Source organism: Ignavibacteriales bacterium, from assembly GCA_026390775.1.
Taxonomy (GTDB): domain Bacteria; phylum Bacteroidota; class Ignavibacteria; order Ignavibacteriales; family Melioribacteraceae; genus Fen-1258.
This window is the reverse complement of record JAPLFF010000007.1, coordinates 1,283,937-1,306,898: the sequence shown is the minus strand read 5'-3', so window position 1 is coordinate 1,306,898 and position 22,962 is coordinate 1,283,937. Positions and strand designations below refer to the sequence as shown.

At 35.1% G+C, this 22,962-nt stretch carries 14 protein-coding genes and 1 tRNA gene; 3 read left to right on the top strand and 12 right to left on the bottom strand.

Annotation, left to right across the window (positions count from 1 at the left end; all coding sequences use genetic code 11):
- Positions 1 to 89 precede the first annotated feature (89 nt).
- The 4 genes from NTZ27_10960 to NTZ27_10945 form a co-directional block, all read right to left on the bottom strand.
- Positions 90 to 2,243: a trehalase family glycosidase gene (locus tag NTZ27_10960; GenBank protein ID MCX6175261.1), complete on the bottom strand. Its 2,154-nt coding sequence runs from the start codon at positions 2,241 to 2,243 to the stop codon at positions 90 to 92.
- Between the two features lie 85 nt (positions 2,244 to 2,328).
- Positions 2,329 to 5,688, bottom strand: coding sequence for a GH116 family glycosyl hydrolase (locus NTZ27_10955; protein ID MCX6175260.1), 3,360 nt, complete (start codon positions 5,686 to 5,688; stop codon positions 2,329 to 2,331).
- Between the two features lie 121 nt (positions 5,689 to 5,809).
- Complete coding sequence (locus NTZ27_10950) at positions 5,810 to 8,065, bottom strand: S9 family peptidase (protein ID MCX6175259.1); 2,256 nt, start codon at positions 8,063 to 8,065, stop codon at positions 5,810 to 5,812.
- An 82-nt stretch (positions 8,066 to 8,147) separates the two neighbouring features.
- Positions 8,148 to 8,219, bottom strand: a tRNA-Arg gene (locus NTZ27_10945).
- Between the two features lie 220 nt (positions 8,220 to 8,439).
- Here NTZ27_10945 and NTZ27_10940 point away from each other — a divergent pair.
- Positions 8,440 to 8,943, top strand: a complete 504-nt coding sequence (locus NTZ27_10940) for a hypothetical protein (protein ID MCX6175258.1) — start codon at positions 8,440 to 8,442, stop codon at positions 8,941 to 8,943.
- Between the two features lie 497 nt (positions 8,944 to 9,440).
- Here NTZ27_10940 and NTZ27_10935 read toward each other — a convergent pair whose 3' ends face one another.
- Both NTZ27_10935 and NTZ27_10930 read right to left on the bottom strand, forming a co-directional pair.
- Positions 9,441 to 10,022, bottom strand: coding sequence for a DUF1579 domain-containing protein (locus NTZ27_10935; GenBank protein MCX6175257.1), 582 nt, complete (start codon positions 10,020 to 10,022; stop codon positions 9,441 to 9,443).
- Positions 10,023 to 10,142: 120 nt separating this feature from the next.
- A complete protein-coding gene (locus tag NTZ27_10930; protein ID MCX6175256.1) occupies positions 10,143 to 11,501 on the bottom strand; it encodes an erythromycin esterase family protein in 1,359 nt (452 codons plus the stop codon).
- A 213-nt stretch (positions 11,502 to 11,714) separates the two neighbouring features.
- On the opposite strand from NTZ27_10930, the gene NTZ27_10925 reads away from it, so the two are divergent.
- Positions 11,715 to 12,161, top strand: a complete 447-nt coding sequence (locus NTZ27_10925; protein ID MCX6175255.1) for a hypothetical protein — start codon at positions 11,715 to 11,717, stop codon at positions 12,159 to 12,161.
- A gap of 4 nt (positions 12,162 to 12,165) precedes the next feature.
- On the top strand, positions 12,166 to 13,425 hold the full coding sequence (locus tag NTZ27_10920) for a hypothetical protein (GenBank protein ID MCX6175254.1): 1,260 nt from the start codon (positions 12,166 to 12,168) through the stop codon (positions 13,423 to 13,425).
- 134 nt (positions 13,426 to 13,559) lie between these two features.
- On the opposite strand, the gene NTZ27_10915 is transcribed toward NTZ27_10920, so the two are convergent.
- The 6 genes from NTZ27_10915 to NTZ27_10890 all read right to left on the bottom strand — a co-directional run bounded on the left by NTZ27_10915 (position 13,560) and on the right by NTZ27_10890 (position 22,961).
- Entirely contained in the window at positions 13,560 to 14,027 is a 468-nt protein-coding gene (locus NTZ27_10915; protein MCX6175253.1) for a hypothetical protein, read from the bottom strand.
- Positions 14,028 to 14,056: 29 nt separating this feature from the next.
- Entirely contained in the window at positions 14,057 to 16,477 is a 2,421-nt protein-coding gene (locus NTZ27_10910; protein MCX6175252.1) for a TonB-dependent receptor, read from the bottom strand.
- Positions 16,478 to 16,669: 192 nt separating this feature from the next.
- On the bottom strand, positions 16,670 to 17,731 hold the full coding sequence (locus NTZ27_10905; protein ID MCX6175251.1) for a YncE family protein: 1,062 nt from the start codon (positions 17,729 to 17,731) through the stop codon (positions 16,670 to 16,672).
- A 35-nt stretch (positions 17,732 to 17,766) separates the two neighbouring features.
- The gene (locus NTZ27_10900) at positions 17,767 to 20,784 is read right to left on the bottom strand and encodes an efflux RND transporter permease subunit (GenBank protein ID MCX6175250.1); all 3,018 of its coding nucleotides are present in this window, start codon (positions 20,782 to 20,784) and stop codon (positions 17,767 to 17,769) included.
- Between the two features lie 4 nt (positions 20,785 to 20,788).
- On the bottom strand, positions 20,789 to 21,694 hold the full coding sequence (locus tag NTZ27_10895; GenBank protein MCX6175249.1) for an HlyD family efflux transporter periplasmic adaptor subunit: 906 nt from the start codon (positions 21,692 to 21,694) through the stop codon (positions 20,789 to 20,791).
- Between the two features lies 1 nt (position 21,695).
- The gene (locus tag NTZ27_10890; GenBank protein ID MCX6175248.1) at positions 21,696 to 22,961 is read right to left on the bottom strand and encodes a TolC family protein; all 1,266 of its coding nucleotides are present in this window, start codon (positions 22,959 to 22,961) and stop codon (positions 21,696 to 21,698) included.
- Between the last annotated feature and the right edge of the window lies 1 nt (position 22,962).

The following is a 22,962-nucleotide window of genomic DNA, read 5'->3' as shown; positions in this document are numbered from 1 at the left end:
TAGATTTATATAGAACACAGATGACGCTGATTAGACGGATTATCGCAGATTTATCAGCGTAAATCTGTTCGATCCGTGTTATCTGCGTTCTATTTTTTATATTTCTCAATAAGTACTCTCGCCATTATTGAATCCCAAATATAATTTGGCGGCGAATTGAGCACTTCGTTATCCGGACTGTAAGATTCCCAATAGTTATGATTCTTTTTCAACTGCGTTGTAACTGCAAGTAACATTTTGTCTGCAAGCTGATTCGCAATTTTGTTGTAACCGTATTTTTTCAACCCGTCAAGGACCATGTAATCCCATAGCAGCCAAACGGGACCGTTCCACTTACAGCAGTAATCAACATAAGGAGTAAACCACGGATCATCAGCCGCAAGAGTTGGAACACCATACTTGCGCCAAAATTTTTTCGGATCGAGTAAATGTTTTACTAGTTGTTCTGCTCTTTCTTTTGGTGCGGCTTCAGCCCAAAGCGCAAGAAATCCAATTATCTCCATTCTGCGTAAATCGCGTGTTAGATATTTGAATGAATGATCTTTCTTGTTGATCGAATAATAAAACTTGCTGCTGTCATCCCACATTTTTTGATTAACAAGTTCTGAAGTTAAGTCGGCAATTTTTCCCCATGCTCGCGATGCGTCTTTCATTCCAAGTTCTTTTGCCATTTGCGAGAGAGAGCGCATTTCTTTTATCATCATAAAAGTTAGATCAACACATTCAAGCTCGTCTGAAATATCTTCCGTGTCAACATCAAGATGTCTTTCTGCGCTCACCTGAAATACCGCATTATACCAATCACGAACGTTTTCTATAATTCCATAAGGTCCCCATTCATACAATCCGTCTTTATCAAGATCGCGATTGTTCATCAACCATTTAATATATTTTTCTCCGCTGGAGTATGCATCCGAAAGAAATCTTTTGTCTTTACTGACTTTGTAAACTTCCCAATTTATCCAACTGAAAAAAGGCGCTGATGTGGTTGACATATCTTTGTTCAACTCTTTGCTGAAGTGGGGATAGTCTTGCAAACCGCGCGGACCGTGGCGGTATGCAATTAATCCGTCTTCTCTTTGCTGTTCTATGTAAACACGCTGAGAATTTTCTGCAGACTTTGGATCGAGATATGTATAAGCAAGCATGCTTAATGATTCATGCAGAACTTGATGTCCGTGTCCCCAACCCCATAGCGGTTGGCGAGAAAAAACATAAAAATTATAATTAGTTTTTTCCGTTGGAGGATAAAAACATCCTCGTGCTAAATTAAATGCGCCGAGATAAACAAGTTTTTCGTCCTGAGTTTTGAAATTGATGCGCGGGATTTGAGAAAATAATTTTACGCTTGCATCAACATATTTTTGAATGGATTCGGTTTTTAGTTTTTCTATCTCATCAACAAGTTTCTGCAAATCTTCTTTTTGATCCTGCCATCCGCGGAAATATCTAATATTTTTTTCTTCGCCCGGTTTCAAAGAAAATTTTCCGTGAAGAGAAATAAAATTTGTCAATCCTTCTTTTTTGTGATTGAGTGAATCGTTCCTCTTCTCTGCATAAAAATCTGTTTTGATCGTAATGTAAAAATCTTCGAGCGATTTATGGTAACCGCCAAAAGAATATGCAGCAAAGTTGGAAGTAAAGTAATCTCGCGTTTCCATTGGGTAAGGTGCATTTTTATAGAGAGAACTTATTAGCCTGTATTTCGATTCATGATGTTCCGTTATATATCCGTTGTGTTGTTTATCGAAATATTTTATAAGAAGCGAATCGTTTCCGAGTTCTAGAACCGGATACAGTTCAATGTTGTGATTTACATTATCAATGTTTTTTATCTGAAGATTTACCAACGCAATTGATGAACTGTAAACAAAAAATGTTTCCTGAACTTTAATTCCTTTGAATGGAGAATATTCCATAATCATCATATCCGGGAACGAGGAAGTAACAACCGGTTTTTCATAGAACTCTCCGGTGTTCATAATAACTACTTGATCAACTTTCCAAACACAATAAAATTTTCCGGCTTGATCACCCGAATAATTTATCGGCAGATGTTCCGAGTAATAATCCATTTTGTAACCTTTATCACCGTACAATCTTGATCGTTCCATTGCCGCCGTATATGTTGTATAGAGAGGATCGTTTTGTTTGGATTTAAAAGTTAGATAAGGATCTGTAATTTTAAGTTGTTGTGCAAATAATGGAAGAGCTAACGACAACACAGTTAATAGTTTTTTCATATACACCTCATTAATAACACACAGACATGCTTACCTCAGGCAAGATTAACAGATCAAACAGATAAATCCGTATCGATCTGTTAAATCAGTTTGGTCTGCGTGCTATTTCGATCTTAATAGTTTTGTTCAAATATTTTGATGAACTCTTTTCAAAATCTACTGCAATTATATAGATAGACTTATTGGAAGAGATAATCTTCCCGTTTTCAACAAACGCAATTTTTCCATCCGGAAGATAAACTTTCATTTCGTTGCTGCTTCCGCTTATTCCTTGAACATCGACTGAGTAAATACTTCCTTTTAGCTTATCAGCTAAAATTCTAAATCCTTTTGAGATTTCATTCGGCTTTGGTTGAGTTACACTCGGTAATACAGAAATTCCTCCGGAATATTTAATTTCTATTTCAGATGATCTATTGAGTATTAAAGACAAATTGATTGCTGAATTATTCGATTGTTGAATCGCTGTTGGGTTTCCATTAACAATTACTTTTTCAATTTTCATTCCTTTTGGTAAGACGGGAATAAATTCAACATGAATGGATTTATTATTGTTAGATGAAAAATTATAAACGATTTTTCCATTCACTCGTTTCATAGCAAAATTTATTAAAGAATTTCCGAGTTTTATTTTATCAACCTTGATTGAATCCCAATCTGACGGTAACCGTGGAGAAAATTTTATTTTATTATTTGCTGCATCAACTTCTAATCCGAGCATACCTTCAATTACCGGTTGAAGAACCATTGTTTCGCTCCATGCTTGATGCGGACAAACTCCACCCGGTTTATATTCAGCGCCGTTTAAAACCTCTTCAACAAACCCGAGCTGCCAATTTTTATAGACAAGCAAGTTGTTCATTATATGAGAATAACCTTGCACATAATTTTCATTCTTGAATTCAGCAAGTGCAGCCCAGCCGGTAAACAAAGGCCAAACACTTCCGGTATGATATCCGCGCGGATTAAAAATGGGACTGTCTTCACGCAAAATTCTTATGCCCCAATCTGAAGAAAAATAATTCTCAGCATAAGCATCCGACACTTGTTTTGCTTTTGCGGAATCAAGCATTTCAAAATATACCGGGACTGCGGAAAGAACTGTTTTTTCTGAATTATATTTTCCGTCTTTCAATTTCGAAAAGTTTAAAAAGTTTTCTTGCGCGTTCCAAAAATCTGTATTAATTATTTTTTTTACGATTTCATATTCATCACTATACATTTTGCTTTCAGTTTTCAGCTCAATTTGTTTTGCCATATAACTTGCTTGCCTAAGAGCTTCCGCCCAGCAAGCGGCAAGATAAACTTCCGTGTGTGCCGTATAAAGTCCGCCGCCTTCAACCCAGCCATGCCCGACATTTGTATTTTCGATTAAATGATCTACGTCTGTATCGGTTGAATAACAAAAATCAATTGCCTTCTTTATATATGTCCAATTCTTCTTGATGAATTCTATATCGCCGGTATGATGCAAATATTTTCCGGCAAGAATTATATAAAGCGGCGTTGCATCAGATGCATCATAATGAATTGCACCCGAAGTTGTTAACTCGTGAAAAATTTTACCCGATAGATCCTGGTATTTATTAAAAAATTCAAGTACTGATTTTACTTTTTCAAAATCGCCGTAATCTAAAAGTGCAAAGCCACTCCAGCATCCGTCGCGGCCGAAATACCAGCCGTAACCGGGTCTTCCGTTAACTTTGTGTCCGCCGTCCCATCCTCGCGCTGTTGTTGAATATCCTGCCACAAGAGATTTTCCAAGTCCCGGAGTATTAACAAAAAATCTGTCCGTACCGATCAATGCCCATTTATATCCTTCGTTAAAATCTTTATCCGGCGTTGTTATCATTAATGAGTTATTCAAAAATTTTTGTGTGTAACTTACAGCATCCTTATAAATTTTTTCCGGTGATATCATATCATAAGTCAAAGGGCTTTCCACTGAAGCATGAACAATGAAATCGGCATAATCTTTTTTCTTTAGATTGATCTCTGCTAATGCACCGACTAATAGCTTGTCTGTTTTAATACCTTTAAATCCCGATACGGATTTTTCAAATCCGCTGTATTGACCTATAATGTAATTCGAAAATTTTTTATTAGAACCGGCTAGTAAAGAAAAATTATTTTTATCTACTAGAGAAAAAGCATTACCGGAAGAGTTAACAGAATAACCGATGCTTCCGGTTGTTCTTTCGGAATAAGGCCACATAAATCGGAAGTTGCTGTAAAATTTAATTACAAGCTTCGCTGATGTTTCACCTTCAAATTCATAATGAACAACAGCCTGCGATTGTTTGGCTGATGCAACAATAATTTCACGAAGAGTTGAGTTGTTAATTTTGTAAATGCGCGAAAAGGATTCAGGTCTTACTTCAATTTTCGGTTGGAAATTTTTTAACCAAACAACCGAATCTTTTTTATCAAACAAAAGCCCCGCTTCATAATCCCTTAATGCCATAAACGGATGCGCCCAAATTTCATCAATGCCGGATTTTTCTTTTCCCATAACAAGAATTTTCTGCCCTGCAACATTCCAATAATTATCGGTCCCTTTTTCTTTTTCCAATTTTATCGAGTTAGAATTTTCATTCCATTTTCTTGATGAATCGAATTTCACCGGATCAGTTTTTCTTTTTAATTCATAAACTGCGGCAGGAGAATAATTCCAATAAAATGTTTTAGCCGGTTCATATTTTAAACTAGCGAAAAGATATTTAAGACAGTTGTTAGTAAATAATTCCAGATGAGCGCGGTTATTATTTTCCAATCCATAATAAGTATATGCCCCTATTGATAAAATCTTTCCTTTACCAACTTTGTGTTCGATAATAAGTTTTGCATCTTCTTTTAAAGTGATGTAGGCCCAATCAACCGCAATAACTTTTCCGCTTTGAGGAATAGAGTTTTCGAAAAATCCAATTTGCCGCGTTCTCAAATCTTTTGTTGGATTGAATATATATGCACCGCCATTTAGTCCATCAAAGATTGGATGTGAGCGATACGAATGCAAACCAAGTCTTCTTCCATAACCATCATCGGTTGCATCTGCATATTTTACAGTCGGATGTTCGGATTCGAATCCAAGAAGATTTAAATACTTCATTGCATCAAGAGTTAAGAAAAGTTTACCACTAGCTCTAACATAACTTTGAAGTGCGGCGACAAACTTCGGACTTGTTTCTTCTTTCGTTAGATCTGTCGAGTCGGGGCGATGGACCCATATAATTGAGAATTGCTGAATTGATAATTGAGAATTAATAATATCATTATAATTAATCGGTTCGACAGAAAAATCTTTTTGGTTATTTAAAAAATTGTATGCTGCTTTTACTTCTGCGTTTTTAACGATTGCATCGTTAATATTTAAGAATCCGATTTTGATTTGTGCAGAAAGGATTACGGCATAAAAGAAAAATAGAGAAAGGAGTTTTGTGCGCATTTACAGTTCCTGAATTATCAAGAAATGACTTAACGCAAATTGGTAAACTTGGAAGGAATTTGCAAAAAATAAAACAGTGGTTGCTTCCCCTTGCGCAGAGGAAACAACTCACTGAGAAAAATTATCTAACTCCAGCAGGAAGATTAGTATGTAAATATCTTGTCAAAAGATTGTACAAATGTAAAGTTGTTCCCTGTCCTTCATAAATGCCGTGTGTTCTATTTGGATAAGCCATCATAGTAAAAGGTTTGTTGTTTTTTACTAATTCATTTATAACTAGTTCGGTTCCTTGGTAATGAACATTATCATCGCCCGTTCCATGAACTATCAATAAATTTCCTTTTAAGTTTTTTGCATAATTAACCGGAGATCCTTCTTCGTACACTTCAGGATTTTCACTAATTAACCCCATATATCTTTCTTGATAAATTGTATCATAAAGTTTTTCATGACCAACAGGCGCAACCGCCATTCCGGTTTTATAAATATCAGGATAGCGGAACATTGCGTTTAATGTAGCCGAACCGCCGCCGCTCCAACCCCATACTCCAATTCGATCTGCATCCATAAAACTATTTTTCTCTAGTAATGATTTAACCGCAGCAGCTTGATCGCCGGAATTCAGAACTCCAATTTTTTTATAGATAGATTTTCTCCATTCGCGTCCGCGTGGCGCCGGTGTTCCTCTATTATCAACACTCATTATTATATAACCTTCCTGTGCAAACATTAAGTGCCACAAGTAACCGCCCCCACCCCAACGGTCAACAACTGTTTGTCCGGCGGGTTCGGTGTAAACATTAAAAAGAACAGGATATTTTTTCGTTGGATCAAAATTATACGGTTTCATCATCCATCCATCAAGAACAACTCCGTTGCCAATATCAATCTTAAAAAATTCGGTTTGTAATCTTTTTAGTGCGGTTATTTTTTCTTTTAACTGTTTGTTCTCAACTAATTTTCTTATCACTTTGTGATCGGGAAGACTTATTAGATTAGTGATTGACGGAGTATCAAAATTTGAATAAGAATGAATTGCATAATTAGCCCCATCCGAAATCTGATAGCTGTTGCTTCCGTTGAATTCATTTGGAGTGATGCGTTCTATCTTTCCTTTACCGTCCATCGAAACGCGAAACAAATAACGTTGTGCGGCATTACCCGGCGATCCCATAAAATAAATCCATCCGTCTTTCTCATCAACACTTTGAACATCTATAACATCATAGTTTCCGGGAGTTAGTAATTTAGTGTTCTTCCCATCCCGTGATATTAAATAGATGTGCCGCCAGCCGTCGCGTTCGCTTACCCAAGTAAATTCTTCTCCGTTCTTTAGCCAATTCAAATCATCGTTAATATCAATCCATGCTGCGTCTGTTTCAGTAAAGATTATTTTTACTTCTCCGGTTTTTGAATTACCGAGCATCACTTCATTTTGATTTTGTTTTCTGTTCAAGTGCTGAAGAACAATTTCATCGGAACTTGCAGCCCAATCCATCCTTGCAATATAATTGTTGCGCGGATCGCCGGGAATTTTCATCCAAACCGTTTCGCCGCCGCTTGCACTTACTACACCAACTTTACAAGCTGAGTTCGTTGTTCCTACTTTGGGATACTGAACAGGTTTTACAAAAGAATAAAGAGAATCAGTATCGTTGATTAAAAGAAAGTCTTTCACTCCGGAAGCATCAAGCTGCCAATAAGCGATTGATTTACTGTCAGGACTCCAGCGAAAACCATCACGAAGATCAAGCTCTTCTTCATACACCCAATCAAATGTTCCGTTAATTATTGTTGTAGAACCGTCGAAAGTTAGCTGAGTAATTTTACCATCGGATAAATTTTCAGCATAAACATTGTGTTCTCTTACATAACCGATTTTTTCCTCATCAGGAGAAAATTTTGCAAACATTAGTGTTGATGGTTTTGCATCGCCGCCAAGTTTGTGAAGTTTATTTGTCTTGAGATCAAGTACCCAATAATCGCCTTTTGTATTCTGCCGCCAAACGCGTGCAGTGTTTGTATAGATCATTAACATATTGCGACTCGGAGACCAAATGTAATTACTAATCCCAAGCGGTTTAGTCTCTCCTTCTGGAATTAACAACTTAGCAGAAACCATTATTTCTTTTTTACCGGATTCGGTTTCATATTTAACAATATCTCTTCCGCCGAGCGTATCTTTAGACGGTTCAAGAGTTGTATAAAATTTCCCATCATCAATCCATCGTGATTGACCAAATAATTCTCCGGAAAAATCTCTGCTGTTAAAAATTCTATCAACCGATAAGAGAGATTTATCTTCGGTTTGTGCAAATAAAGTTTGGCTATATAATAGAACAAGAATTAATAAAAAAAATACTTTCAGCTGTTTCATGGATTCCTCGTTTATTATTAAAAACTTTTCACGCCTGCCTACCGACAGGTAGGTTTGACAATTCACTTTTCATGTAAAAATGTACCCCCGGCAGGAGTCGAACCTGCGCACATGGCTCCGGAGGCCACTGCTCTATCCACTGAGCTACGGGGGCAATTGATTTTTATATTATGATTTGTTATTTATAATTTTGATCATACATTATAAAATAAAAAGAATTTCTTCCTTTATCCGCATATAAAAAAATATATTTTTCCAGGAATAGAATTATTTTTCTATAATAAAATTGATGGAAATAATCTCTGTTTGATTTTTATTATAATTTGCTAATTTATTAGTGGTAATATTCGAAAGGTGTTATTGTGGCGACTACAATGAAGAAAATCGTTAATGATGTGGTTACTGTTCTCAAGAAGTATCCTTCTCCAGAAAAGAAAGGACAAACATTTTGGGATTACCTAAAGTCTCAACTCTATTCTGAAAGCACTTGGGATCAGAAAGATATAAAGGTTATTGAAAAAGAAATTGATAACTGCCTAAGTAAATTGGATAAAAAAGATCTAACCGAAATGTGGAAAAATACAGATAAAGGAACGGAAAAATTTGAAGCTGAGAAAAAAGTTGAAGCGAAAGAAATGAAAGCTGATCTAAGCGATGAGTTATTGGGTCAAGTAATGGATCGTATGGATGATAATTATTCGTCTAAAGACACATATTATTCTCAGCCCGATCCCGTATTATACTCTAATGTGCCGAAGGGAGAGAATGATTTAGACGATGATTCCGAGCCCGAAAATATTAACGAAGAAGAGGTTGAATTAGATGATGACCTTTTGGGAGATGACGAGTTCGATGAAGATGAAGACGTTCCTTTATAAATTAATAGTTCTTTTTCTGTTTTTTAATTTGTGCTTTGCGCAGAACAAAACAGATTCATTAAAGAATCATGAGACCCCTCTAAACTTTTCCAATTATTTTTATAACCAATCATCATACACATTAAACTTTGATAACCTGACTAGCCTAAAATTAAGTTCTGGCTTTTTGAATGATTCGTCTTCGATCTGGATACAAACACGAATGCAATTGGCAAAAATTATAAATCAAGATGAAATACAAAACAATTTGCAAATGAACATCTTAAATCCATTACAAGAAAAGTATTCCGATTTGCAAAGCATGAAAGTATTGAAATATCTTCTTGGCACTGTACAATTAAGCGCCGTTGGGTATTTGGCTTATCTCCATTTGAAGAAGTACGGATTCTTAAAAAAGTAATAAAATTCTAAATTTTAATAGAATAAAAAAAACCGAACTGTTATTCACAGTTCGGGTAATTTTTTGATGACGATTTACATCGGTATAATATTTCGTATTACTTAACTCTTGTGTAATCAATCTGCATATTTTTTATTTCTTTTCCGTCTTGAATCATATACATCACCATTTGCTGATGATCATTATCAATATTCTTCGTTACTGTCTTTGTCGGCTGATCTTTGCCCGTCATTGGATCCACTGTGTTCCCTGTGTAAACAATTTCTTTAGTCTTTTCATCCATCTTCCCTTTCATATACATAACGCCTGTCCCAAAATTATCTACCCATATACTAATATATTCTTTAGTAGCATTGTCATAAGCATCCAATCCCATTCCTTCGAGCGGCATTCCCATCATGTTTCCTTTAAATATTGATTTCATATATCTGCCGCCGAGAATCATTTCGTATGCAGCCGTTCCTTCTGATTTAGATTCTTGGCCGCCCATATATTGTGTAACTGCTGCTTTCCAGTTACCTGTCATCTTTGCAAATTGTTGATGAACCGGTCCCGGAGTCATATACTCCTGCCATTTTTTCATCATCTCTGCTTGATCACCTTGTTGAGCAAAACTAGAAGATGCTGAGAAAAGAATTAATGTTGCCATCATTCCAACCAACAATTTTTTTAGCTTCATTGTACAACCCTTTCTTATTTGTTTAAGATTATAGATGTGAATATAATATTTACCAATTGAGTTGGAAAGAAATAAAAAAAGAAGCATGCATTTTAACCGGCTTTTTTATTATCAGTTCTATCACTTATCAATCGGAAGTATTTTTTCAGGAAACATTTTATCTATAAAGAAAAATGCATCAATTATATCGTTCCATCTAGCTTTGACTTTTCTATATCCAACCGGATAAGCAATATATTCTTTACTTAACCAATTGTTCTTTCTTAGCGATCTCAAATCCGTAAACAAATATTCTTCTTCAGTTTCATGAGCAATTGCTTCATAGCTGCCGGGTTCTGGTTCGTTTATTTTATCCGTGTATTCATAATCTTTCTTCTTAGGATGACCATCAGGAAACACCATTCCCTTCTCGCCCTGAAAAGTGGTGAACGCAATAGTATAAATCTTTTTACCGAAATAATAATCTAAATAATCACCCGCCTGAAGAAACACAGAGCTTCTATTATAGAATGATAAATCGCCAATACTTTTATCACCATCTATTCGTGTTTGTAAAAATGAGTTTCTTTTAAAATGTGCTGTTGAAGCCCAAACAATAATTTTTTTTCCGGGATAAAGTTTTTCTATCAGCCAAAGCATTCTATCTGCCATAAATTTATCACGCATAGTCTGATAAGTTTCATCCCTTTGGTAAATGAGGTTATTCAATTCAACATCAAAATAGAAAGAGCGTAAAAAGTAACTGTATTTCAATTTTTCTAATTGAGAAAATTCTCCAGAAGATTTTTTGTCACTTGTAAGTGAATCCATTAGCGAATAAATAAAAAATTTAACTGTCTGTTCACTCTTCTTAGAGAATTTTTTTGTGAACTGATTTCCTAAATATCCGCCCACACTTTTAGCGCATGTATCTATTTTAGAATAAACGGAATCGGCTGGTTTAAGCCATGGCGCTTTTGCAAATATTGAATCAATCACTCCTATATAATTTTTTGCTGCACTCGGCGGTCTTCCCAAATCAAATCCCGCCATAATAAGCGGTCTTTCCGTTTTCCAGCTTCTTCTAGCATAATCAAAAACTGGATGTACATACTCACTTGCCTCCCAACTGCCGCTCATCATATATTTTTTTGCATCTTTAAGCGGGAATTCAGATCTAAGAGCTTCATTCATATAATAACAATCAATAAATCCGGCTTCCCAGGCAATAACTTCAAACCCCATTTCTTTGTGCAGAAATTTAACAAATCGTGATTTAGCTTGGAGAGTTGCGCCGCCATCGTGTGATATTTCACCTAACACTACAATCTGTGCCTCATCAATTTTTTTCTTCAATGGAAGAAGATCGGTATAATCTTCATCGTTTGGATCTATGCTTTTTATTACAGAAGATGATCTTAAAAGCGATTCCGAAGTTTGCGGATAACAAAAATTTATAATGGAGAAAAAGGCAATCAGCAAAAAAATAATTTTATTCATGACTCCCCCTATTATTGGATGATTATTTTATGAATGGTTTCATTTTGAATCGAAAATATATTCAGCAAAATTCAATGTCAAGGTAATAGAAAAATCACGACATTGCTCAGTTTTGAAGAATTACCAATTAATTTCTTTAAGGATTTAACCACTTACAAATAACAGCTAAAATCGCTAACTTTCATTAGTTAATTTTATTGAAGAGGCATTGTTATGAGTTTACAGAAATATTTTTCCGCTCTGTTATTATTAATCATCATCTCTGCGTGTTCATCGCTAGCACTTAAACCAGCAGATTATTCCTGGCCGATCGAAAATGTTTTAAAAGTTGATGCCAAAGGATTTGTTGAAGAGCAGAGATACTCGTTCACGTTAAAAGTTAAAGCTCTTTTTTATGAAGAGTTTAAGGATTCCACAAATTTTTCCGGAAAAGAAATTAGACTAATCCGCGATAAACTTGGTTTTTATTATATCACAGGGAAAGACTTTAAAAATGTTTACGTGTTTGAACCGGAAGAAAATGGCATGGATCTAGAAAACAAAATCACGGTTACAGAAACAGGATTGGTTTCCCCTGCGTTCAATCAAAAATCTCCTAACATAGAATTGCTTGATAGTCCTAATAAATATTTATTGAATAACAAAGGCATAGTGAGGTAATAAAATGAAACTAAATAAATTTTTCTTTTTGATTTTCCTTCCTGCTGCCTTTGTTCTTAGTCAAAATACATTTGCTCAATCGGATCGTGAAAAAGTAAACAGCTTTGATTCACGATTTAAGCAATACGAAAGCGCTATCAAGAATGCAGCTTCTTTAGATGAATGCAACGTAATCGGTGAGAACATCGCAAAACTAAAAGAGGAATTTGCAAATTCCAAAACATTTCTCGAAAAATCTCTTCAGATAAATTACGATGAAGAATTTTTGAAAATCGAACGTACGCTTGAAGTTCGCAAGAGTGATTTCACTCAGATCGTACAGCTCACAACTGAAGTTGGCTCGCTTAAAGATAAAGTTTCCGAAATCAGCCAGCAGAACGAAGGTTTGATCTTGCAGATAAAACAATTAAATATTAAAACAGCTAAAGATGCGGCAACGATTGCATCGCTTACAAAATTAGTTGCGCAATTGAAATCGAACATTGAACAGCGTGATGAACTTGTGCGCGGTATCGTTGATAGTTTGCTGCAAGAATTTGTTAAAACTCCCGGCACGCTTAACGAAGCCGAAAAACAAGCTGTCTACAAAAAAGTTGATAATGGAAATCTATTCTATAATATAGAACGCACAATCAGCGATAACGTCCAATTCATGAAAGTAACCCAGATGACTGCGGAAGATCTTTCTAAAATGGAAGAACAATACAAAGATTTTAACAAGGTATGGCGCCAAGTAGGACCTAAACTTGCGGAAGTCTATTTGAATCGCCGTGATAAAGCGGCACAAATTGCAAATATTGATGCATTGTTCACCGATTGGAATATCCGCATCAATGATGAAATGTGGGGACAGGTTAATAAACTCTTCCACGATTATAAACTTGCGCTCCTTCCTTTTAAGAGTGGAGATCAATTTGTTAACAGTGTAACTTCTTTTGTTGATGACGAAATAAAAAATTACGGCGTTAAAAGTAAGACTGAATCAGAAAAAACTTTTTTTGCTTTTACAGACAGCGTTTACTTCAAAACTGTTCAACCGATTTGGGTTCCGGTTTTGATTGAAAATAATTTAATGACCAAAGCGAACAAAGATTCTGTCGAAAAAAGAATTTCGACTTGGAAAGAAAAAGTTGCACCCGGATCAAAGTGGAATTGGGTTTATATTCTTGGTGCAATTGTAATTGTTGGTTTAGTTGCGGCTTACTTTACGAAGGGAAAGAAGAAGAAAGTTATTGTTGAAGAAAAGAAGGAAGAACAATCATAGACTTATCCATCTAAGCAAGAATATTAATAAGCCGGCGGTTGCCGGCTTTTATTTATGAAATAATAATACTAAAAAACTTTTTCCGCTCTTCATTTTTATTTTTAAATTCGGCGATTATTCTACATCAATAGATGTTAATCTTTTTCTTCCTTCTCGTTTTTTTCTTTCTTGGTCTCTTTCTTCACCAATGGTATCCCGTTTTTATCAAAGATCAAATCCTTTTTTACCTTGTCCTTAGTTACTTGAACTTCAAAAGTAACATTGTCTTTTGCATCGACAATTTTTGACGACTCGGTGATACTCCATCCTTTGTAGTTCTTTGCAACAAATTCTTCAACACCTTTCGGCAATTCTAATTTTGCAATATCGGTTTCGGTTTCTTTTAAGTTGCCTTTGACATCCACTACAACTGAGACCGCCGTTCCGTTAACCTTAAACTCAGCTTCAAATTCAGTTTTTCCTTCTTTACCCCACTTTATTTCAGTTGCCTTGGGATAAAGTTTTGTGAAGGCGTCTTTTACTTTTGCCGGCACTTTTATTTCTTGTGCTGTTAATGAAATTGTGAATGCAAATAGAACTACTAAAAAGATTCTTGTTTTCATTTCGATCCTCACTTTTGTTTTTAGTGTTATTAATTTCCATTATCATACTGTATAGTTTTTTCTTTGGCTTTTTTAGATGGCTTGCCGAGATGATATGTCACGCCTAAATACATTATTCTCGAATCACGGCTGTTTATTGTATTCTGTTTCATCCAAGATGTATCCAAATTCATTTCTCTGTTGAATGTTTTGAAAATATCAGAAATTGTAAAGACTACGGATAATTTATCATCAAATAAATCTTGGCGTATCCCAAGATTAACTACAAAACTTGGCTTGAATTCTCCTTGCGGTGTTAACCGTGCTGATCTATAATTGGAGTTTATCTGAAGCATTGTTGTTGCTGTCAGATTTGCATTACAACTCATATTACCACTGTAAGTTATCGTCGATTTGTTATTGCTAAATCCAAGATTTGAAGCGTCTATCTTTTCATAAAATGCGTTCCCGCTAAGATTTGTTGTTATAAAATTTCCATAACCGCCTGAAAAAACAACTTCTAAACCGGCAGATTGGTCTGAAGACAAATTTTCTTTTGTCGTTAAAAGTGTTGTATCATTAATTGCTTTCGTAACAGTTGTAATTCCATTATAACGGTTTCTATAAAATAGACTTGGAACTATTGTAAGAAAATCAGTTTGCCACTGAAATCCGAATTCAATTGAATGAATAAATTCGGGCTTTAGGTTTGGATTTCCAGCTCTAATATTTCTTGGGTCCTGGTATTCGGGGAATGGATTAAGATCTTCACCTTCCGGTCTGTTAGCACGCTTACTGTAATTGAGCTGAATTTGCATTAGCTCGTTTAATTTATAACTTAGATGAAGTGTAGGATAAATATTGAAATAATTATTCGTGATTATATTATCTCTTGAAACAAGATTTGCTTTAATAAAAGATTGCTCAGCACGTAATCCGGCTAAAACACCAAGTGGACCAAATGAATTTGAGTAGGTAGTATAAACTGCATGAATATCTTCATTGTATATAAAGTGATTTGTTCTTTCATTGTCGGTAACAAATTTTTGTTTGATAGGATCAAAAGCTTCGCCGTAAAAATCCATATCTCTTTTATTCAACTCGCCGTTATATCCTGCTTCAAAAGTTGCACTCTCACTAATCGGATTCGAATACTCAGCAAGCAGTTGAATTTTATTATCATCCTGTTTAATTAAGGTGTTATCATATTCGTTATAAATGGAAGGAACTCGATAAGTATTTGTGTAATGATTATCCTCAACTTCCGGAGAAAATGAATCGTTTATTTCGAACCTTATTTTATGATCATCTCCGGAAAAGTTGTGCTGAAAATATGCATTAACATCTCCTTCTTTTTCATATTCAGGGTCAACTCTGCTTCTGTCATAATCTGTTGTAACGGTTTGATTTTGATCTCTTAAAATATATGTCGAAATATCATTCCGTGTAAATCCTCTGTAAAAATAATTTCCAGTTATACCAATACTGTTTGATTTGTCTATATTATAATCAAACCCAAGCATTCCTCCTCTTGAAAGAGGTCTCGAATACGATTTACTGTTATTATCATAGAATCCTGAAATATTTGATCCACTGTCATATTGTGTTCTTATGTCTGATGAAATACTGTTTCGATCATCCTGCCGAAGACTCAAACTTCCAAAATAATTTACTTTGCCTGGTTTATAATTTAGAGTTGTATTTCCATTATACCTCTGTTGGTTGCCAATGCTGGCAGTAATGTTTCCATTTAATCCTGTTCCAATTTCTTTTTTCATAACAATATTTATAATTCCAGAAGTGCCATCCGGTTTGTATTTAGCGGACGGGTTTGTAATTACTTCAATCTTTTCGATGGAATTTGCCGGCATCTGCTGCAATACATCTGCCCGTGTTTTACCCATAAGAGGTGATGTCTTTCCATTTATCAGTATCAAAACATTTGTTGATCCTCTTAGACTTACGTTGCCGTCAATATCAACCTGAACAGAAGGAATATTTTGCAATAATTCGGCTGCTGTTCCTGTTTTGCTCATAATATCCATCTGAACATTATAAACTTTGCGGTCAATAGAATTATTCAACATAATTTTGTTGGATGTTACTGAGATTTCATCAAGATTAACTTCGGTTCCGGTTAATAAAATACTACCGGCATTAATTTCATTGTTCTTGGATGTTATTGAAAATCTGGATGTGTTTCTTGTTATATAGCCGACAGAACTAATTCTTAAAAAGTAATTTCCAAACGGTATATCTGGTATTTCGAATTTTCCTTTATTATCTGTCATGGTACCGGTTACAGCGCTGCTGTCTGAAATTTTTATTACGCTGATGCTTGCAAACTCGATTGGTTGATGATTTGTTGAGTCTAAAACTGTTCCGGATAAAACTCCAAAATTCTGTGCATTTGTGTTTTTCCCAAGTATAAAAATGATTACTATAAAAATAAATATTAGCTTACTTTTCATCTACTTCTCCATTAATTGAATTTTTCCTAATCGATATATAAAAACAGATTTTGAAGAAACTTTGAAGAGAAGTTGATACTATTTAGAATACTAAAGATTTATTTCTAGGGATGTAATCTTATTGTGTTTGATTACATCCCAAAATTAGAAATCAAGTTTTGAGATAATTAGAAGACGATTTTGTTAAACATCTTATTTACCAAAAACTAAAATCACAAAGCTATTTGGAATTACACTTGGTCTTGGTGTAGGTCTTTCTGCAGTTGGTGCAGGCGGTGGTCCAAATTGAGCAGTTGGTAAATATACATTATGAGTCTTTGCATCTAAGGCGATTGTTCTTGCACCTTTTTGGGTTATAACATTTTCTACAACAGAAAATTTATTTTCAGATTCTTCCTGAACCACAGTCAAAGTTCCATCTCTGCCATTAGCGCTGAAAGCAAGTTTTAAGGTCGGATCAAATGCGGCACCGTCAGTTCCTTCGCCAATAGGAAGGTCAGCTACAACTTTACCGTCGGACGCACTAAGAACAATCATTTTTTTGTTTTCGCAAACTAAAAACAATCTGTCGTTTTTTTGATCAATTGCCATTCCGGATGCGCTTTCACCCGGTGTAATTGGCCAGCGGTATTTTATCTCTAATTTTTTAGCATCAAATGCAACTACTTCACTTTTATCGTCAAGATTTACATACATCATACCTTTTCCATCGGATGAAGAAAATTCCGGATGACCGCCTAGTGATAAAGTGCCAACAGCTTTGCCGGTAGCGCAATCAATAGCGGTTACCGATGAACTTCCTCTGTTATACGAGAAAACTCTTTTTGAAGTTGGATCATAGATAATAGCATCGGGATTTTTTTCAACTTTTACTTTACTGATTTCTTTCAAAGATTTTAGATCAAAAATAGTTACAGAAGTATCTCTTCCGTTACTGCTGTAACCTCGTCCATTTTCAATATCTAAAGCAACGCCGTGAACTCCGCTTGTGTTTGGGACTTCGCCAACTTTTTTGCCTGCTTCAATATCAATTACATCAACGCGGGTAGAACGAGGGACGTATAAACGTTTTGCGTCGCTATCAACGATAAGATAATCCCATCCGCCTTCTCCGCCGATTTCAATTTTTTTGATGAGATGATAACCGCTGCCTGATTTCTCAACATCCACCTTATTTTGTGCGCTGGAATTAATAACTAAAAGTGCAAGTGCAATTAAAGTTGTTGATATGAAAAACAATTTTAAAGATTTCATGTGGCTCCTTTTGTTAAAATAACATTGATAAATATTTAGTTATTAGTTCTTTCCAATATTTTAAGCATGGTTGGTAAAACAATAAGCAGAAGCGGAATTGCAAGAATAAATCCGCCAATAATTGCAATTGCTAAAGGTTGATGTAATTGCGCCCCGGGTCCTATTCCTAAAGCAAGCGGAAACAAAGCAGCAATTGCTCCAAAAGCAGTCATAAGATTTGGGCGGAGTCTTGACGAAATTGAATATGCAATGGCTTCGTCTTTTTTAATGCCATTTCTTTTCGATTCAACAAATTGCATGTAAGTGAAAATTGAATTCTCGCCGATGATTCCAATAATCATAATTATTCCGGTGTAACTGCCAACATTCAATGGTGTACCGGTTATAAAAAGGGCAAATACGCTGCCGGCAATTCCAAGCGTGGCTATAAAAATAATTGCCAACGAAATTTTGATAGTTCTAAAAAGAAATAAGATCACTGTGAAAACAAGAAGAACTGCAGAGATCAAGATCATTAGAAGTTCTGTAAATGCTTGCTGTTGTTCTGCGTAAGCCCCGCCATAAACAATTTGATAACCAGCAGGCAATACAATCTTTTTCGAAATTTCTTTTCTTATATCTGCAAGTGTACTTCCTAAATCCCGGTTATTTAATCTTGCTGTAACGGCAACCATTGGTTTTAAGTTTTCACGTTCAATCTCTGTAACACCTTTTTTAATTTCGATGTTTGCAAATTCATTTATCGGTTTTATTTTCCCATCATTTAGAAAAAGAAAACTCTTGTTTAAGTCTCGGTCCGTTTTATTATAACCTTTTTCGAACATTCTGATATCGACAAGTTGATTTTTTCCCAGAACTCCGCCAGCAACTATTCCTTCAATCTTTGTCTGCATCTGAAATTGGAAATCGCTAGGAGTTAGATTATACTTCGCAAGTTCATCCACTTTAGGAATTGTTTGAATTTCCGGACCGGCAATTATGATTCCATTGAACACATCGGCTGTGCCATCAACTTTAGATACTATGGAGAAAACTCTATTGGCAATTTCTTTCAGCTTTTCCCGGTCATCACCAAAAATCTTTATTTCAACCGGTTGCACTGAACTCATCAAATCACCAAGCATATCGGTAATAACTTGACCGAAATCAACGCGGAGAGCGGGAAGAACAGCTTCAACTTTTTTTCTTATCTCATCGGAAACTTCTTCAATTGTCTTACTTCTTTTCTTTTTTATTTGAATCAGATAATCGCCACGGCTAGGTTCTGTAATAAAAAATCCCATCTGCGTACCGGTTCTTCTTGAATAGCTTACTACCTCCGGAGTCTTAAGTAAAATATCATCAACAACTTTAAGCATACGGTCTGTTTCTTCTAAAGAAGTTCCAGGAGGACTGTCGAAATCCAGCACGATTGAACCTTCATCCATTTCCGGTAAAAAACCAGATGGTAGGTTTGGAAGGATTAGTAATGCGGAAATAATAAGAACAGCAACAAATATTATAGATATGTAAGGACGGTTTATAAAAAAGTAAACCCAATTTCTTTTCTTAATTTCTTTCTGTTCATTTTTTATGGAATGTGTTTCTTTCGATAACAAAAGATAAATAACCGGTAGCCCTATCCACGTTACAAAAAACGAACACATAAGCGTAATAATCATCGTATCGGTCATAACCTTAAAATATGCGCCCGCAACTCCGCTCATCAAAACAAAAGGAAGAAATATTACAATCGTGCTTAACGACGAACCAACCATTGCCGGTAAAAGATATTTTATTGTTTTGCTTACAAGATTAATACTTTTCTCATCCGGATTTTCTTCATGTGTGCGGTGAATCTGTTCAACAACAACAATCGCATCATCAATTATTAATCCTATAGCCGCTGCAATCGCGCCAATCGTCATTATGTTGAATGTATATCCGAGTGAGTAAAGAACCGTCAGCGTTAAACCCAATGTGAGTGGTATCGTAATTAAGATTACCGAACTCGCCTTAAACGAGCGCAAAAATATTATTGTGATAATGATTGCCAGCAAAAGTCCGAGCCACAATACATCTTTTAAACTTTTGATCGAATCACCTACAAAATCAGCTTGATTGTAATAAGGTTTTAGTTCAACATCTTTTGGAAGGATCTTTTTTAATTCAGTCAATTGAGTATTTACTTTATCAACAACATCAATCAAATTTGCCTTTGGCTGTTTAACTATTGCAATCAAGGGAACATCTCTACCATTAGCGTTTATCCTTACGTAATCTCGTCTCTCCGCTATTTTTATTTCTGCAATGTCCTTAAGAGCAATTTTATTTTTCGAATTATTTATGATAACTGTGTTCTCTAATTCGGTTTTTGTGTTAATTGTAGCATTGGTGAGAGTGAGATACAAACGATTGTAGCTGACTTCGAAACCGCTTGATTCAACAAAATTATACTTGGCTAAAATATCTGCAATGTTCTTAGGAGCGATTCTTAGATTACTTAATTTAATGGGATCGAGAATTATCTGATACTCTTTTACTTTGCCCCCGATTATTGCAATATCAGAAACTCCTTCAACGCGGGAAAGAAACGGTCTGATTGTAAATTCAGCAAGTTGTCGTAATTCAATTTGGCTTTTGTTTTTGCCTTCGAGCGAAAATCCCATTACCGGAAGAATTGATGGATTCATCTTCTCGACTGTGATATTTATTCCTTGAGGAAGATTTTGTTTGATTGCATTAATCTGGGCTTCAACTCTTTGCTTACCAAGATCAACATCACTTCCCCAGTTTAAAAATGCAGATATCTCGCAACTGCCGCGACTAGTTATGCTTCTGATTATTTTTAATTCTTCAACCCTCTTGATTGCATTTTCCACTGGCACGGTGACTGTAACCATCATTTTATCAACCGGCTGCTCTCCATTTTCGGCTATTATTTTTATTTTGGGAAAAGTTATATCCGGAAATAATCCGGTTTTTATTTTCATTAAAGAATAAACTCCACCCAAAAGAATCATCAATAGAATTACAGCAATAGGGCTTTTGTATTTCTCATAAAAATTATTCATAGTGTCATTTTCCTGTTATCACTTTGACCGTATCCGGTAAACCGAAAGCGCCTTCGGAAATAATTCTATCGCTCGGCATTAAACCGCCGCCTATTAACTGAACAGCATTTTCATTTTCAATTCCTTTCACTACGTCAACTTTAACTGCGATGGAATCATTAATCAATTTCATTACCCAAAATTTGGACTGTGTTTCATCTGTCATTAAAGCTGTTTTGGGAATTGTTAAAGTATTGCGAATAATTTTTGTTGAAATCTTTACTGTTACATTTAAATTTTCCGGAAGATTACCAAACTGTTTCAGCTGAATTAAAAATGTTTGTGTCTGCGAAGCTTGATCCACGCTTGGAAGTATTTTGTAAATAATTCCATTCAAAGATTTTCCGTCCGGCAAATTAATAGAACAACTGCTTCCTAATTTTATTTTTGAAACAAATTGGTATGGAATGTTAAGCTCAATTATCAATGAAGATGGGTCTGATACTACTGCAATCTGTTCGCCGTCAGAGACAAAATCACCTGAATTATGATTTTGCTCTGTCAATATACCGCTTGTCTTAGCTTTTACAATTATCAATCCTTTAAATGATTCTTTACCAAGGTTTATATCCATGGTGTGGTCGGCGGAATCACCTGCGCTTATTCGGTCGCCAATCTTCTTGAAAAATTTTACAATGTATCCTTGAAATGTTGCGCGGACCATTTCTTTCTTCTGAAATATGGTATTTGCATTAAACATTAGATTGTCATTTATATTCGTCAGCGAAGGGTTCACTATTTTAACCGGCGCGCCGCTTTTTCCTTCTGAGGTTTTATCATTCTCATTGCTGCATGAATAATAGAACTGGGCAATAAGAACTATGGCAAATAATACAATGGTTCTGCTTTTTAGAAGTATATTCATTTTCATTTTACCAGTTCCAATAATTGTAATTGTTTATCTCAAGCTGATAATTTATTTCTGCTGTGATTTTATTCTTCTGTAATTCAATATAATTTTTCAGAATAGTCAAATATTCTATCATCATCATCGATCCTTGTTCTACCTGCTTTTGAGCTAGTAGAATTACTTGGTCATAATCTTTGATTTGGTCCTGCAGATTATCTAACGATGTTTTAATCGATTTGATTTTCTCGTATCCATTTTGCCTTTGTAAGAAAAGATTTTTTTCAATGTAGTCTCTGTTTTGTTGAATTGTTTTCCCATAAATATCATTTTGCTGGCGCGTAAGAGCTTTTTGATTACCGTCAAATAAAGGTAAAGAGAAATTGACTCCGGCGCTGAGTCCAAATTTTCGCTGAATGTTTTCTAACTCAACAGCGTTTAATCCTGTGTTAAAGAATAAATTTACTTGCGGTTGATATTTTGTTTCAAAGAGTTCTTGCTGGTTTTGCAAAGTCAAACTGTCAATAGAATACTTCATTATAAAATTAGACAGATAAATATGCTTCATTACATCAAGAGTTACATTTTCTAAATAAACTGTGCTGGTATCTTGAAGTCCACAAATAGAGTTTAGTTGCATCAGCCCGCTTTTATAATTACGCCATATCTCATTAAGCTGCATCTGTTGATTTTTATATTCGATTTTAAGAAGCAAATAATCCTGTGCTTTCACAAAACCTTTCTCAACCAATCCGCCGGTTATTCTTAACTGCTCATTGAGATTTGTAGAAATTTCTTTTGTCAAATTATATAACCAGAGATTCTGAATACAGCTTAAATATTGGTCGATAACAATTTTTCTGAGATTATGTTCTTCAATCTTAATGTCATTCAAAGTGCTTTTATCGGATAATTCATTTTTGTTTTTAAGTGCATCTATGAGCTTACCGTTAAAAATATTCTTTTGAACATTTACTTGAGCTGAATATAAACCACCGTTTGTTATTCCAATATCATAACCTATCGCTTGGGGATCCGGATTTGTAGTAATTAAGCCGTTGCTGTTATTAAAGAATGGAGCAAATAAATAATTACCCGTCAAAGATATCTGGAATGCCGAATTCAGCGCTTTGTCCAGTTCGTTCTGAAGTTTGTTTATTGGGATTTGGTTTCTTAATTGATTCAGTGATGTGGCGTTTTCTAATGCTTTGCTAATATAATACTCGAAATTCTTCTGCCCATAAAGAGCCGGAACAATCCAAACAAGAATTAATAAAACATTTTTTTTCATC